Raw genomic sequence first — 15,114 nt, 5'->3', positions numbered from 1 at the left:
ACTTATCCCTTCGTTTTTTTGTGTTTTCTGAGGCGCAAAATTTCGTCTAGGATAAGCAGGATGGCCCCACATGTAATACCAATATCCGCTAAATTAAACGCAGGAAAATACGCATCACGCCAGTAGAAAAGCAAAAAATCAATTACATGTGAATGAAGCAAACGATCAATAACGTTTCCAATAGCGCCACCTAAAATTAGACTTAACGAGGCACAAAAGAGTTTTTGCTCGGGGTGTTTGCGCAGCAAATGCACAATTAGCACGGTAGCAATGGCGGCAATGCCTGTGAAAAACCAGCGCTGCCAACCGGACCCATCAGCTAGAAAACTAAAGGCTGCACCAGGGTTATAGAGCAAAGTTAGATCAAAAAACGGCAATACAGCTAAGCGCTCCGCATACTGAAAGTTTTGTTCAACTAGCTGTTTAGTGAATTGATCAAATACGACAATGGCTAAAGCAATTAAAAGCCAATAAATAAAGCCCCCTCGCTGGGGAGAGGAGGCTTTATGGGCTGTAGGTTGCGGACTATGCGTGTTCACGGACTTCGCCTGTGCCTTCTAGGTTGCTAACACAACGCCCACATAAGGTGGGGTGTTGCTCGCTAGCCCCTACATCTGTGCTGTGATGCCAACAACGATCGCATTTTTCTGCTTGAGTTGGAGTGACCTCAATGCGTAGCTCGTCGCCACTGTGCAAGGTGGCACGTGATACCAACAAAGCAAAGCGTAAGTCATCGGCTAACTGCGCCAACAAAGCGTAGTCTTCGCCCTGAGCATAGATGTCAACCTCGGCGGCCAAAGAGGAGCCGACTTTACCGGCACTACGAACTACTTCAATCTGACGCATGACTTCAGCGCGAATCTCACGAATACGCTCCCACTGCGCCATCAATGGTGCGTTGTCGCGCGCCAGGGGAATGGCATGGAAGGTTTCTGTGAAAATAGTTAAGGGTTGCTCTTTGCCTAAATACAAGTCTTTCCATGCCTCTTCGGCAGTAAAAGACAAAATAGGTGCCATCAGTTTTAAAAGAGCTCGGGTAATATGATAGAGCGCAGTTTGTGCAGAGCGACGTGCGTAGCTATCGGGCTTTGTGGTGTAGAGACGATCTTTAAGGATGTCCAAATAAAACGCCCCCAAATCCTCGGAACAGAACGTTTGCAAGCGGGACACAATAGGGTGGAACTCATAGCTCATGTAATGGGCTAAGGCTTGTTCTTGCATTTGAGCTGTCATACCTAGGGCATAACGATCAATCTCAAGCAAGCGATCGATAGGAATAGCATTTTTTTCAATATCAAAATCGGCAATATTCCCAAGTAAAAATTTAAGCGTATTGCGGATACGACGATAGGCTTCAACCACTCGTTTTAGGATTTCATCCGAAATAGAAAGTTCGCCCGAGTAGTCTGTGGCCGCAGCCCAGAGACGTAAAATTTCTGCGCCTAGCGTGTCAGCAATGGTTTGGGGAACAATTACGTTACCCACTGATTTACTCATTTTGCGCCCTTTGCCGTCCACCACAAAGCCGTGGGTCAGCAAGGCCTTATAGGGGGCACGGCCGTACATCATGCAGCCGGTTAAGAGCGAAGAGTGGAACCAGCCACGGTGTTGGTCGGAGCCCTCGAGGTATAAGTCGGCAGGCCACGCTAATTCAGACGCGTGTGAGCCTTTGATGTGGGGGTCGTTGTTACCACCTAAAACCGTAGCATGTGTGCTGCCAGAGTCAAACCAGACATCCAGAGTATCTGTGTTTTTCTCGTATTGATCGGCCTCGTTGCCTAATAGGTCTGCTGGCTCAATGTTTTGCCACGCCTCGATGCCTTCTTTTTCAATGCGTTGCGCGATGAGCTCGATAAGCTCGGGGGTACGTGGATGCAATTCGCCGGTTTCTTTGTGAACAAAGAATGCCATAGGCACGCCCCATTGACGTTGACGAGATAAAGTCCAGTCGGGGCGATTGGCAATCATGGCGTGCAAACGTGCTCGACCCCATGAAGGGTAGAATTCGGTGTTGTCGACGGCTTCGAGTGCCATGTCGCGCAAGCTACGGCCTGTGCTGTTGTCGATGTCCATGCCTGCAAACCATTGGCTGGTAGCACGGTAAATAATGGGTGTTTTATGACGCCAGCAATGCATATAACTGTGCTGGAACTGCACGGCTTTGAGCAAAGTGCCCGACTCATCTAGCGCTTTAACAATGGCAGGGTTAGCTTTGAAAATAAACTGGCCGCCAAATAAGGGTAAGGATTCGGCGTAGACGCCATTGCCTAGTACTGGTTTTAGAATGTCATCGTCGTTTAAACCGTGTGCTTTGCAGGAAATAAAATCCTCTACGCCATAAGCCGGTGCGGAGTGAACCACGCCAGTACCTGAATCCAACGTGACATAGTCTGCAAGGTATACAGGCGAAACACGCTGATAGCCTGCATCAGCTTGGGCCAAGGGGTGCGTAAAGCACAGGTGTTCGAGCTTATCGCCGGTAGTGGTAGCTATGATTTGACCGCTTAAACCCCATTCTTCGAGGCATTTTTCCACTAAGTCTTTAGCCAGAATTAAGGTGCTGCCCGTGCTGCGGGCTTGGTCGAGTTGCACTAGTGCATATTCGAACTCGGGGTGCACATTTAGGGCCTGGTTAGCAGGAATGGTCCACGGGGTGGTGGTCCAAATGACGATAGCACCGTCTGCCACATCGGCCAAACCAAATGCGGCTGCCACTTTGGCTTTGTCAGCAAAAGGAAAGGCAACATGAATAGATGGGTCGGTACGGTCGGCGTATTCGACCTCGGCTTCGGCTAGAGCGGAACCACAGTCAAAACACCAGTTGACGGGCTTTAGGCCGCGAAATACGAAGCCTTTTTCTAAAATACGACCCAGCACACGCAGTTCGTCGGCCTCGTTACTGTAATTCATAGTGAGGTAAGGATTATCCCACTGACCCAGTACCCCTAAGCGAATAAAATCTTTACGTTGGCTGTCAATTTGCTCGGAAGCATAAGCACGGGCTTTGGCTTGTACTTCTTTAACGGGCAGGTTTTTGCCATAGAGTTTTTCAATTTGAACTTCGATAGGCATGCCATGGCAATCCCAGCCTGGGACATATTGCGCATCAAAACCGGCCATATTACGGCTTTTTATAATGATGTCTTTGAGTATCTTGTTAACAGCATGCCCAATATGAATCGAGCCATTGGCATAAGGAGGGCCATCATGCAAAACAAATTTTGGACGCCCTGCACTGGCTGCACGAATGGCTGCGTAGACGTTGTTTTCTTGCCATTCTTGAACCCAGGCGGGTTCACGTTTGGGCAGGTTGCCACGCATCGGAAAAGGGGATTCGGGTAGGTTTAATGTGTTTTTATAGTCCATGGGAGGCAAAATACTCACGAGCGCTGCGGGCATCGTTATCGATGGCAGCCATCATTGTCTGAAGATCAGGAAATTTTTCTTCGTTTCGAACGAAATGGAGAAACTCAACCTTAACTAGTTTACCGTAAGCGTTTACGTCACGGTCTAAAAGATGCACCTCAAGTAGTAAACGTCCGGCGTCTACTACAGTAGGGCGCAACCCTAGGCTTGCTACGCCAGCCATTGGCTGATCAGCTAAACCATGTAATTTTACTATATATACGCCAGTACGCGCGGCGCAGCGCGGAGGCACCGCTAGGTTAAGAGTAGGGTAGCCTATAGTTCGGCCTAGCTTTTGACCATGAATCACATGACCGCTAATGCAATAGCTATAACCCAGATGAGCATGGGCCGCGGCTAAGTTACCTTGGGCAAGAGCAGTACGCACATCCGAGCTAGAGATGCGTTGACCAACAGCATCTACTACGTCCTCGATGCTTTCCACTACAAAACCGTATTGACGACCAGCGGCTTTAAGTTGTTCAACGTTGCCTTGGCGTTTATGACCAAATTTAAAATCCTCGCCAATAAGTAGCCATTGCACCCGTAAACCTTTAATTAGTAGCTCCTCAATAAAGTGTTGAGGGCTTAGGGTAGCAAAGGCGTTATTAAAGCGCTGTAAAATAATTTGCTGTGCCCCGTGCTGGGCGAGTTTTTGCAATTTATCTCTTAGGGGATTGATCTGAGCAGGGTACAATTCAGGGCGTTGGGCTCGTTCTGCAAAAAAAGCGCGCGGATGTGGACTAAAAGTCATTACGCTGGGTACCAAATCGCGACGCTGGGCTTCTTTTTGAAGGCGATGCAATATGGCTTGGTGACCAAGATGCACACCATCGAAATTACCAATAGTTAATGCACTGGCTGCGCTAGAGTTATAGCGAGGCAAATTGCGATAGATGGAAAAAGTAGGTTTCACGGGCAAAACAAATTTGTCTTTGAAAAACGTTGGAGCAAAAGTTGACGGACTCAAATAAAAAATGCCGCATAGTCATCCTGATATCGGGACGCGGCTCTACCATGCAATCTATAGTAGAAACCATAAAAAATAAACAGCTAAATGCTGAAGTAGTAGCAGTGATTGCAAACAAAGCAGAAGCCCAAGGGATTCAGTGGGCTGAGCAATATGGGTTGTCTACCCATGTGCTCGAGCACAAGCAATTTGCAAATCGCCAACAGTTTGATGCACAGTTAGCCACTGTTATTCATGAATACCGTCCAGACTATGTGTTGTTAGCTGGTTTTATGCGTATACTCACACCCGAGTTTGTAGCGCAGTTTGAGGATAGGTTAATTAATATTCACCCCTCGTTGTTGCCCTTGTTTCCGGGTTTAAATACACACCAACAGGCTATCGATGCCGGGTTGCAATGGCACGGTTGCACCGTACACTTTGTCACCGCCGTCTTAGACCATGGCCCTATTATCGCCCAAGGCATAGTACCTGTACACCATGATGACGATGCAAAGCAATTAGCAGCACGCTTATTAGATATTGAGCATCGCGTTTATAATGAAGTGGTTCATTGGTTGGTTGCCGGTCAAGTCCAGCGATTAGCCGATGGTAGGGTTCAGGTACTCGGTGTGTCTCATCGTGCCTTTGCGCTTTAATATTTTTCATTTTTTTGGTTTATGTCTACTCAACGTTCCCCACGTAAAAAAACGACGCCGTCGCGTCATAAAAGCACACAGCAATACAGTCCTGCTTCGATGATTGCTCGACGCATTGATCAAGTCGCAGAAGTATTAGGCCAAGTGCTGCAGTGGGAGCATCCCGCCGATGCTGTGCTTTCGCAATGGATGCGCAAACAGAAAAACATGGGGGGGCGTGATCGAGCCGAGGTGACAAATGCCGTATTTGATGTGTTACGTCATTTGCGTCGTTACCGTTATTTAGCAGAAAGTGGAGTCGGTTCAGGAAGCCGACGCTTAGCTATTTTGGGCTTAATCAATACGTGGGATAAAGATGTACGCGAGGCTCTAGATGCAGGCGAGCAAAACTGGATTGAGCACGTCCTCACCCTAGACGGTATGGAAATGCCTTTTGCTCAGCGTTATAGTCTGCCCGATTGGCTCGCTCAGCAGCTTTTATCCATGCCTGACTCCGAGGCCTTGGCTGCAGCACTTAATACCGAGGCACCCCTTGATTTACGGGTTAATCCGCTTAAAGCCGAGCGAGACGTGGTATTAGCTCAACTTTCCGAGGGCGAAACAGCCCGTTTTAAACCCAAAGCTACCTCGTATTCCCCTTGGGGTATTCGTTTGCGTGGTCGACCTTTTGTGGCTAATTGGCCTCAATTTGAAAAAGGTGAAATTGAAGTTCAAGACGAAGGAAGTCAATTATTAGCTGCTCTGATCGCTCCTAAGCGCGGCGAAATGATTATTGATTTTTGTGCTGGCGCAGGGGGGAAAACCTTATTAATCGGAGCACTGATGCGTTCTACAGGGCGGTTATATGCCTTTGATACCTCTGCGACGCGCTTGGCACGGGCTAAACCGCGCTTTGCACGCAGTGGATTATCGAATATAGTGCCTGTAGTCATTAACGAAGCAAATGACACGCGTATCAAGCGTTTGCATGGTAAAGCCCAACGTGTGCTTGTCGATGCCCCATGTAGCGGTACGGGCACTTTGCGTCGTAATCCTGACATTAAATGGCGTTTTCACGCAGCAAGTATTGACCATTATGTGCAAATTCAACGGGAAATCCTTGAACGCGCTGCAAAATGTGTCGCGCCCGGGGGGCGTTTGGTTTATGCTACTTGTAGTTTGTTGCCCCAAGAGAACCAAGACCAAGTGACTTGGTTTTTGCAACAACACCCCCACTTTGAGCTTATGGAGGTTAATCCTATAATAGCTCCACGTAGTCCTGACCTCACTATGGCAGGGCCTTACTTAGAACTCCGCCCAGACTATCATCATACCGATGGTTTCTTTGCGGCCGTATTACAGCGAAAAACAGACACAGTTTGACTTAACGCAAACACTGACTCTTCAGTAGGCGTTTAAACTGTACAGCTGTATTTTCTTTAGTTGTAATTGACTCACATGGTTTATCCATAATAGGTCTATGCAAAATATTCTTCATTTTCTAGCCGACGGGCTATTGCAGTGGTCATGGTGGCAGGTGGTCCTGTTCACTCTGGCGGTCACGCACATCACTATTATTTCGGTAACGTTGTTTTTACATCGTAGCCAAGCTCACCGAGGCCTCGACTTGCATCCGGCCGTGATGCATTTCTTCCGCTTTTGGCTCTGGCTTACTACTGGCATGATCACCAAAGAGTGGGTTGCCATCCACCGTAAACACCATGCACGTTGCGAACGCGAAGGTGACCCCCATTCTCCAGTAGTTTTTGGTCTAGGAATGGTGTTCTTCCGTGGTGCCGAGCTGTATCGCGAGGAAGCCAAAAACGAGGATACCCTCAAGCGTTTTGGTCACGGTACGCCCGACGACTGGATGGAACGCAATGTGTACTCTCGTCACAACTTACTTGGCATTTTAATTATGCTGGGTATTGATCTAGCGCTATTCGGTCTAGTTGGTCTTGCTGTGTGGGCTGTACAGATGGCTTGGATTCCTTTCTGGGCGGCTGGGGTGGTCAACGGCGTGGGTCACGCACTGGGTTATCGCAATTTTGCTAGTCCCGATACCAGTACCAATGTCTTCCCTTGGGGAATTATCATTGGCGGCGAGGAGCTCCACAACAATCACCATGCCTATGGTACGTCTGCTAAATTTTCGAGCAAATGGTACGAGTTCGATTTAGGTTGGGTTTATATCAGCATTTTGCGCTTTTTTAAGCTGGCTCATGTTAAAAAAGTAGCACCTAAATTGCGCCTAGAGCCAGCCAACAAAGTTGCTGCTAGTGACATTAGCCTGGACACTCTCCAGGGGGTAATCACTCACCGTTACGAAATTTTAGCGCGCTACGCCGATGTTATCCGCCAAGCCGCTACCGAGGAAATTTCGCGCTTGAAAAACAAAGACGATCACGGCAAGCTTTCCCTATTAAGACGTTGTAGCGACTGGATTGGTCGTGGCGATCAGGTTCTTAGCGAAGAGCAACGCACCCAGCTTCAAAAAGTGCTCGAAGACGAAGGCAAGCTATCTACTGTTGTACAAATGCAAGTTGAACTTTCTCGTCTTTGGGAAAGCTCTAGTGCGACCAGCGATCAGCTCTTGGCCGACTTACGCGCTTGGGTTCAGCGTGCTCAGCAAAGTGGAATTGATAGCTTAGAGCAGTTCGCCTTGCGTCTGCGTCGTTACGCAGCATGATCCAGAGCTTAAACCCAGAACAAGCTCAAGCCGTCACCCAACCCGCCCACCACACGCTAATTTTAGCGGGGGCGGGAAGCGGTAAAACCCGAGTGCTCACCACGCGTATGGCGTGGTTGATGCAACAAGGGGTTAGCCCTTACGCGCTCTTAGCTGTTACTTTTACTAACAAAGCCGCACGCGAAATGCTGATGCGGCTTAATTCGTTATTACCTATCGACACGCGCGGCATGTGGGTAGGTACGTTCCACGGCTTGTGCAATCGATTACTGCGTCTTCATCACCAAGACGCGGGCTTGGTCCAAAGTTTTCAAATTCTTGATAGCGCTGATCAATTAGCGGCAATACGACGCTTAATTAAAGCCAACGGCATTGATGACGAAAAGTTTGTACCACGCGACGTACAGCGTTTTATTAACGCTCAAAAAGAAAAAGGTTTACGTCCAGATCGCATCGAGGTGTTCGACCCTCATACGCGACGCTTAGTTGATATCTACGAGCTATATCAACAGCAGTGCGAGCGCGAAGGTGTGGTGGATTTTGCTGAGCTGCTTTTACGGGCATACGAGCTATTGCAAAACAACGTGCCTTTACGTCGTCATTATCAGCAGCGTTTTGCGCATATATTAATTGATGAGTTCCAAGACACCAACCCATTGCAATATGCTTGGTTGACTTTGCTTGCTGGCGATCAGGCGGTCATGTTTGCAGTGGGCGATGACGATCAATCCATCTATGCGTTTCGTGGGGCTGATATCAGCAATATGAAATGTTTTGAACGGGATTATGCCAAAGGCAATGTGGTGCGCCTCGAGCAAAATTATCGCTCTAGTGGCCATATTTTAGATGCGGCTAATGCGCTTATTGCCAATAACGCGGACCGTTTAGGTAAAAAACTCTGGACGGATTCAGGGCCAGGAGAAGCAGTACGCGTTGTAGAAAAAGCCTCAGATATGCTTGAAGGGCAATGGGTGGTCGAGGAAATACGCGCCTTGTTGCGTGACGGTTATGCTCACGACGAGATTGCGGTACTGTATCGCAGCAACGCCCAGTCGCGCGTCATTGAGCACCAGCTTTTTAGCTCGGCTATTCCTTACAAAGTGTATGGTGGGCAGCGTTTCTTTGAGCGCCAAGAAATCAAACACGTTTTGGCGTATTTGCGCTTAATTGATAACCCAAATGATGATACCTCGTGGTTGCGCGTGGTGAACTTTCCTACGCGGGGCATTGGTGCGCGTTCTGTAGAGCAATTAGGCGACTACGCACGGCAGTACGATTGCAGCTTGTACCGTGCTGTGCCCTATATGACCGGTCGTGCCGGTACCAACCTAGGTAAATTTATCGAGCTCATTAACCACTTGGCAGCCCAAGCGCAAATGCTTACATTGCCCGAGTTGATCGAACAGGTGGTGCATGACAGTGGTTTACTCGAGCACTATAAAGCCGACCGAGAGGGCGCAGATCGCCTAGAGAACTTACAGGAACTCGTTAACGCTGCGGCTATGTTTGTTACCGAAGAGGGTCTAGCTGACGAGGTCGCAGGTCGTATTCCAGTTACACCTGAAGCCAAATCCGTAGATGAAAATGGCAATGCGGTTTTGGCCGCTATGTCACCACTGGCTGCTTTTTTATCTCATGCTTCCCTTGAGGCCGGCGATAATCAAGCTCAGGCCGGTCAAGCAGCCGTTCAGCTTATGACTATCCACGCCGCTAAAGGCCTAGAGTTTGATGCGGTTTTTGTAACAGGTCTAGAAGAAGGGCTGTTCCCTCATGAAAACAGCCTTGCCGAGCTAGATGGTCTCGAAGAAGAACGCCGTTTAATGTATGTGGCTTTAACGCGTGGTCGTAAGCGCGTCTATGTCACTTTGGCTCAAAGCCGAATGCTGCACGGCAAAACGCGTTATGCGACCCGCTCGCGCTTTTTAGACGAGTTGCCGGATGAAAATCTAAAGTGGCTGACGCCGCGTCAAGCCGCCCCCGTGGCAACTAGCTCGTGGGTGGGTGGTTTTGGGCGTGGTGGTTCATCATGGGACAAAGCGCGGGCACAGTATGGTTCTTCCGCATCTTCTTCTGCAGGTGGCATGGCCTCGACCGTAGCTAAAAGTGGGCTGGTTGTAGGCGATCAACATTTTCGTGTTGGGCAAGGTGTGCGCCACGCTAAGTTCGGAGATGGAACGGTATTGACTTTAAGTGGTAGCGGCAACGAGGCGCAAGCCCAGATTCATTTTCGTGATGCAGGTACAAAGACGTTGGCTTTGGGTATTGCCAAGCTTGAAATCATAGCTGGAGGCTAACTAAAGCGATCTTTACGAAATTGGCTTAGGCTGTTCACCTTTTAATACGCTGTTTGCAAACCCTGCGCGCCCAAAACTGGGCGCGCATTATTATTTTGAAGCGGCTTTACTTAGGTAGCGTGCTTTGCTGTTAGTTTTGAGCTGCAGGTTTAAACCTTGTGTTCCGCTTCGATTTGCTCAATTTGTTCAAGCAAATCCAGCCATTGCTCTTCGTGCTGATCAATTTGTTTGCTGAGTTCGCCGTGCTCAGCAAGTAAAGCAGGACGTTGTTCTTTGTATTGATCACCATAAAACTCTGGGTCACTCATCAGCTCATCAAGCTCAAGCAGACGAGCTTTGTGTTGCTCTAAGTGTTTTTCAAGTTGCTGGATCTTTTTCTCTAGTGGTTTGCGTAGCTGAGCCATTTTTTGGCGTGCTTCGGCTTCCAAGCGACGTTGCGTGCGCCGATCTAGGGTGGACTCGTTTTCATTGGTGACAGCAGATGAGCTTTTGGCACTGCGTAATTGTGCTGCACGACCTAAGAGCCAATCGCGGTAGTCTTCCAAATCGCCATCAAACTCGGCCACGCAGCCATCTGCGACGATCCAAAAGTTGTCCACCGTAGAGCGCAAAAGCTGTCTATCATGAGACACCACTAATACACTGCCTTCGTACTCAGCCAATGCCGCGGCTAAGGCTTCCCGTGTTTCCACATCTAAATGGTTGGTGGGCTCATCCAGCAGTAATAAGTTTGGCTTGTGCCAAACAATAAGAGCCAAAGCTAAACGGGCTTTTTCTCCACCCGAAAAACCAGCCGTGGTGTCGGTTGCCATTTCCCCACTGAATGCAAAACGGCCCAAGTAGTTGCGTAGCTCTTGTTCACGTACTTCGGGTGCTATGCGTTGCATGTGTTGTATAGGGCTTAGGTCGGCTTCGATCATGTCGAGCTGATGCTGGGCAAAATAACCCACTTCTAAGCGCGCTGATGTGACGAGCTCACCGCTGAGAGCAGGGATTTCACCTGCTAAGGTTTTAATCAGAGTACTTTTACCTGCACCGTTCATTCCCAAAATACCAATACGGCTGCCGCTGCGTACATCTAGATTTACTTGATGCAGAATGGTTTTCTTTTCAGGAACGCTATAACCTAGATCGGTTTCAATCAAACGTAATAAGGGGTCTGGCATGTGCTCGGGCGTAGGCAGGCTAAACTGTACCGAACCGTCTAAACGTACTGGGGCTAACTCTTGCATTTTAGCCAGTGCTTTAACGCGGCTTTGGGCTTGTTTAGCCTTGCTGGCTTTGGCTTTAAAGCGATCAATGAAGCTTTGTAAATGAGCCACTTCGCGTTGTTGTTTTTCCCAAACCAGTTGATCTTGGCGCATGCGCTCGGCCCGCTGGCTTAAAAAAGATGAGTAATTGCCACGGTATTTGATGAGTTGCTGTTGCTCGAAATGCAGAATATGGGTGCTGACGGCATCTAAGAATTCTGTATCGTGGGAAATGGTCAATACTGTACCGGGGTAGGATTGTAACCAACGCTCTAGCCAGAGCATAGCATCCAGATCTAAGTGGTTAGTGGGTTCATCCAGTAAGAGCAAATCAGAAGGTGCCATCAACGCACGAGCCAATGCAATGCGCATTTGCCAACCCCCTGAAAATTGGCCTACGGGCAGCAACCATTGGTCTGGTTTAAATCCTAATCCAGCCAACAACTGCTCGGCACGCGAGGGAGCGGTCCATGCATCGGCTTCAATTAAGGCGTTTTCTAGACGGGCGATTTCTTCGCCATCGTGGTCTGCTGTGGCGGCTCGTTGAGCCTGTAAGGCGCGCAGATGGGTGTCACCGTCAATAACAAACTCGCGGGCAGGCCGATCACGGTCACGGATTTCTTGTTCAACACTGGCAATACGCCAACTGGATGGGAGGTCTAATACCCCTTGATCGGCATCAATCTCATGCTGAAAAAGCGCAAAAAGCGTAGATTTTCCGGCACCATTACGGCCTACTACGCCCACCCGTTCTTTGGGGTTAATAACAAATTGTGTATTACTGAGTAGAACTTTAGTTCCTCGGCGTAACCCTAAATCCGTGGCACGAATCACGTCTTGCCCCTGTTAGTTTGCGTTAAAAGATTGAAGTTGCTCGTAAGTGAGGAGCAAGATTTGGTCATCGGCGGTTTCTGTGCTGAGCCAGACGGGATCGAGTTCGGGAAAGGCTGCACAAAAATGGTCGTACTCATTACCAATTTCTAAAACCAAAAGGCCGCCTTCATTTAGATGGGAGGCTGCCTGAGCCAAAATAACGCGCACCAGATCCATACCGTCATCGCCACCAGCTAGAGCAATACGAGGCTCATGCAAGTATTCTGCTGGCAGGGCTTGCATAGAGCTTTCATTTACATAGGGTGGGTTAGAGATAATGAGGTCGTATTTTTTGGCTGCTACAGCACTATATAGATTGCTTTCCAACACGCAAACCCGATCGCTAAGATCGTAGTCTTCGACGTTTTGCTTGGCTATGGCTAGGGCAGCAGGAGAGATATCCACGCCGTCAACGTGCGCTTCAGGGAAAGTAAGCGCAGCCAAAATGGCTAAGCAGCCCGAGCCTGTGCATACATCGAGTACAGAGTGGATGGCCATGGGGTCTTCGACCCAAGGAGCGAGCTGGGTGCTAAGTAGCTCTGCAATGGGGGAGCGTGGAACAATGCAATCGGCACTGACTTTAAAGCGTAAGCCTTGAAGCCAAGCCTCGCCAGTAAGATAAGCGGCAGGTAGTCGTTCTTCGCAACGACGGCGTACCAGCTCTAAAAAATGCTGTTTTTCACTGGACGTTAAGGCTGCATCTAAAAAAGGATCAATAGTGTCTAGTGGAAGGTGCAGCGTATGTAGTAACAAATAAATGGCTTCGTCAGAGGGGTTGTCGCTACCATGACCAAAGCTGAGCTCATGACGGTGAAATTGGCTTAGGGCCCAACGCAATAGATCGCGCACGGTGCGTAAATCGGTAAAGGCTTCAGCATAAAAAGGATGGGGCGTAGCGCTCATAAAAAACCTGTGTATAAACGAAGAAATCAACCTAGTATTATATCAGTGAACCTTTGTTTAAACGGGGCTAGTATTAAAGTGAGATGGCTTTCAGTGCTGTTACCGTGGCAATGGGGGGCTGGTGATAAAAAAGCCGTTATATATAAATATAACGGCTGTAAAAGTAAAAGCTCTTTGCAGGGAGCTTTTACCTAGGGGTAGTTAGTGTGGTGTTGTTATTAGTCGATGAGTTTCCCACCCTCGTGAAATGGGTAGGGTCCCTCAAACTCTTCAATCACGGCTAAATGAGACACCAAGCGTTGAGCCTGATGATCCCACGCATGAATTTGCATGGCAGGTGGCTCTAAGCACCAGGCTGACTCTGCCTCGGGGCTTAGATCTAGACAGACTTGATGGGCTGGAGCAGGGCATGTTGAGGCAATGGTGCCGCCAAATCGAGTTGAAATAGGGCGGTGTAAATGACCGCAAATCACACGCTCGATATTTGTGAAGCGGCGTAGCAGTTGCTCCAACTCGGGGCCTCCTTGTAAAAGCCCGATTTTATCCATATGCCCAATTAGCGTATTAAAAGGGGGGTGATGCATGGCAATAACCACAGGGTGCTCGGCATTGTCGATCAGCGCCTGCTCAAGCCACGCCAACCGTTCCGCACAAAGCACACCACTGCTTTGCCCAATAACACTGGTGTCTAATGCGATCAAACGCAAAGGACCTACAGGCACAACGTACTGCGTGTAGCGGCTTTCTAACGTGCTTTCTAAATAGTCTAACTGAGGAAAGCATTGGGTTAACACATGCCGTTCATCGTGGTTACCAGGCAGCATATACACTGGCACGGTTAAAGGGGCTAGTAAACGACGTAAATGCTCATATTCAGCAACGCGGCCAAAATCCGTTAAATCGCCGGTAATCACAACGGCATCTGGTTTTTGGGGCAATTGATTAATTGCTGTTACCGCTTTTTCTAAATAAGGAGCGGTATTGATGCGACCATAGGCCAAGCGGCCTGGTTCACGAATATGCAAATCGCTAATTTGTACTAATAAGGTTTGATTCATTCTGCTTCAGGGTTCAAAAAGCGAGTAGAGGGAATAGTAAGACCAACGGTGTCGCCAACTTGATAAGGGCATTGGTTATGCGTCTCCACCATCAACGTTTGTGTATCAGTGAGTTGCACTTTAAACTCAATGCGTTCACCTAAAAACGTACGTTGAATGACTTTAGCTTTGGCTACCTCGGCACTGGGCGTGGTGAGCTGAATATCTTCGGGGCGTACAAAAAGCATTTGGCTATTTTTTAACGCATCGGGGCAGGCTTGTGTAAATGCACCTAGCTCAATAATATGGCGGCTGCGTGCCTCAGCGCTGCGACTAATACGGTTCACTCGCCCTAAAAACTCCGCCACAAAAGCATGGCTTGGGTCGCGATACAGGTCTTCGCCACGCCCCACTTGCATAATACGACCAGCATGCATAACTGCTAAGCGATCGGCAATAGCCAAGGCTTCTTGTTGGTCGTGGGTTACGTGAATGGCAGTAATACCTAGCTGACGCAGTAAGTCGGCTAATTCATCACGCAGTGTTTCTTTAAGCTTGGCATCTAAGGCGGCTAGTGGCTCGTCCAATAATAAAACGCGAGGTCTAACCGCAACAGCGCGAGCCAGTGCCACACGCTGGCGTTGGCCTCCGGATAACTCGGACGGGCGCTTGTGCTCCAGCCCATTCAAGTGCACTAAATCTACCAGTTCACCCACACGCTGCTTGCGCTCTGCAGCGGGTACACCGCGAATACTAAGGCCATAGCCAATATTGGCTTGTACACTCATTTGAGGAAAGAGGGCATAGCTTTGAAAGACCATGCCTACATTGCGTTGTTCTACGGGTTTGTCGGTGACGTCTTGGTCACCAAAGAGAATTTGGCTGCCTGCATCTGCGCTTTCTAAGCCAGCGATCATGCGTAATAACGTGGTTTTGCCACAGCCTGATGGTCCCAGTAGGGCTAGAACTTCGCCGGGATGAATATGGAGATTCGTGGGTTTTAAGCCCTGTGTCCCGTCGGGATAAGTTTTAGCGCTGTTAACAATATCAACGCTGATTCGATCAAGTTGCTTCAT

The 15,114-nt window shown here is 48.8% G+C and carries 11 protein-coding genes; 4 read left to right on the top strand and 7 right to left on the bottom strand.

Annotation, left to right across the window (positions count from 1 at the left end):
- Positions 1–2: 2 nt before the first annotated feature.
- The 3 genes from lspA to ACBP46_RS06945 are packed head-to-tail and all read right to left on the bottom strand — an operon-like array spanning position 3 to position 4,321.
- Positions 3–539: a signal peptidase II gene (lspA, locus tag ACBP46_RS06955; protein WP_371016003.1), complete on the bottom strand. Its 537-nt coding sequence runs from the start codon at positions 537–539 to the stop codon at positions 3–5.
- The gene (gene ileS, locus ACBP46_RS06950; protein ID WP_371016064.1) at positions 526–3,366 is read right to left on the bottom strand and encodes an isoleucine--tRNA ligase; all 2,841 of its coding nucleotides are present in this window, start codon (positions 3,364–3,366) and stop codon (positions 526–528) included. Before ileS ends, lspA begins: the two co-directional genes overlap by 14 nt.
- A complete protein-coding gene (locus ACBP46_RS06945) occupies positions 3,356–4,321 on the bottom strand; it encodes a bifunctional riboflavin kinase/FAD synthetase (protein WP_371016002.1) in 966 nt (321 codons plus the stop codon). The genes ileS and ACBP46_RS06945 overlap by 11 nt, the downstream gene beginning before the upstream one ends.
- 41 nt (positions 4,322–4,362) lie before the next feature.
- On the opposite strand from ACBP46_RS06945, the gene purN reads away from it, so the two are divergent.
- The 4 genes from purN to ACBP46_RS06925 all read left to right on the top strand — a co-directional run bounded on the left by purN (position 4,363) and on the right by ACBP46_RS06925 (position 9,975).
- Positions 4,363–5,013, top strand: a complete 651-nt coding sequence (gene purN, locus ACBP46_RS06940) for a phosphoribosylglycinamide formyltransferase (protein WP_371016001.1) — start codon at positions 4,363–4,365, stop codon at positions 5,011–5,013.
- 99 nt (positions 5,014–5,112) lie between these two features.
- A complete protein-coding gene (locus ACBP46_RS06935) occupies positions 5,113–6,375 on the top strand; it encodes an RsmB/NOP family class I SAM-dependent RNA methyltransferase (RefSeq protein WP_371016063.1) in 1,263 nt (420 codons plus the stop codon).
- Positions 6,376–6,472: 97 nt separating this feature from the next.
- Positions 6,473–7,681 (top strand): DesA family fatty acid desaturase, encoded by a 1,209-nt coding sequence (locus ACBP46_RS06930; RefSeq protein WP_371016000.1) that lies wholly within the window; start codon positions 6,473–6,475, stop codon positions 7,679–7,681.
- On the top strand, positions 7,678–9,975 hold the full coding sequence (locus ACBP46_RS06925) for a UvrD-helicase domain-containing protein (RefSeq protein ID WP_371015999.1): 2,298 nt from the start codon (positions 7,678–7,680) through the stop codon (positions 9,973–9,975). Before ACBP46_RS06930 ends, ACBP46_RS06925 begins: the two co-directional genes overlap by 4 nt.
- Before the next feature lie 149 nt (positions 9,976–10,124).
- Here the strand turns inward: ACBP46_RS06925 and ACBP46_RS06920 are convergent, their stop codons facing one another.
- The 4 genes from ACBP46_RS06920 to ACBP46_RS06905 all read right to left on the bottom strand — a co-directional run bounded on the left by ACBP46_RS06920 (position 10,125) and on the right by ACBP46_RS06905 (position 15,114).
- Positions 10,125–12,059 carry an ATP-binding cassette domain-containing protein gene (locus tag ACBP46_RS06920; RefSeq protein WP_371015998.1) on the bottom strand — a complete coding sequence of 645 codons (1,935 nt, stop codon included), beginning with the start codon at positions 12,057–12,059 and terminating at the stop codon, positions 10,125–10,127.
- A gap of 12 nt (positions 12,060–12,071) precedes the next feature.
- The gene (gene prmB / locus ACBP46_RS06915) at positions 12,072–13,001 is read right to left on the bottom strand and encodes a 50S ribosomal protein L3 N(5)-glutamine methyltransferase (RefSeq protein WP_371015997.1); all 930 of its coding nucleotides are present in this window, start codon (positions 12,999–13,001) and stop codon (positions 12,072–12,074) included.
- Between the two features lie 218 nt (positions 13,002–13,219).
- Positions 13,220–14,059, bottom strand: a complete 840-nt coding sequence (locus ACBP46_RS06910; protein ID WP_371015996.1) for a phosphodiesterase — start codon at positions 14,057–14,059, stop codon at positions 13,220–13,222.
- Positions 14,056–15,114: an ABC transporter ATP-binding protein gene (locus ACBP46_RS06905; RefSeq protein ID WP_371015995.1), complete on the bottom strand. Its 1,059-nt coding sequence runs from the start codon at positions 15,112–15,114 to the stop codon at positions 14,056–14,058. Before ACBP46_RS06905 ends, ACBP46_RS06910 begins: the two co-directional genes overlap by 4 nt.

It is taken from the genome of Paenalcaligenes hominis (genome assembly GCF_041359055.1).
GTDB classification, from domain to species: domain Bacteria; phylum Pseudomonadota; class Gammaproteobacteria; order Burkholderiales; family Burkholderiaceae_B; genus Paenalcaligenes; species Paenalcaligenes hominis_A.
Note: the sequence above shows the minus strand (reverse complement) of the source record. Positions and strands in the feature narration are given on the sequence as shown.

Bases quoted from the DNA above. Each gene is read 5' to 3' on its own strand.
- ACBP46_RS06935 (WP_371016063.1), top strand. From the start codon at position 5,113: ATGATTGCTCGACGCATTGATCAAGTCGCAGAAGTATTAGGCCAAGTG.
- prmB (WP_371015997.1), bottom strand. From the start codon at position 13,001: ATGAGCGCTACGCCCCATCCTTTTTATGCTGAAGCCTTTACCGATTTA.
- ACBP46_RS06930 (WP_371016000.1), top strand. From the start codon at position 6,473: ATGCAAAATATTCTTCATTTTCTAGCCGACGGGCTATTGCAGTGGTCA.
- ACBP46_RS06925 (WP_371015999.1), top strand. From the start codon at position 7,678: ATGATCCAGAGCTTAAACCCAGAACAAGCTCAAGCCGTCACCCAACCC.
- ACBP46_RS06910 (WP_371015996.1), bottom strand. From the start codon at position 14,059: ATGAATCAAACCTTATTAGTACAAATTAGCGATTTGCATATTCGTGAA.
- ACBP46_RS06905 (WP_371015995.1), bottom strand. From the start codon at position 15,114: ATGAAGCAACTTGATCGAATCAGCGTTGATATTGTTAACAGCGCTAAA.
- ileS (WP_371016064.1), bottom strand. From the start codon at position 3,366: ATGGACTATAAAAACACATTAAACCTACCCGAATCCCCTTTTCCGATG.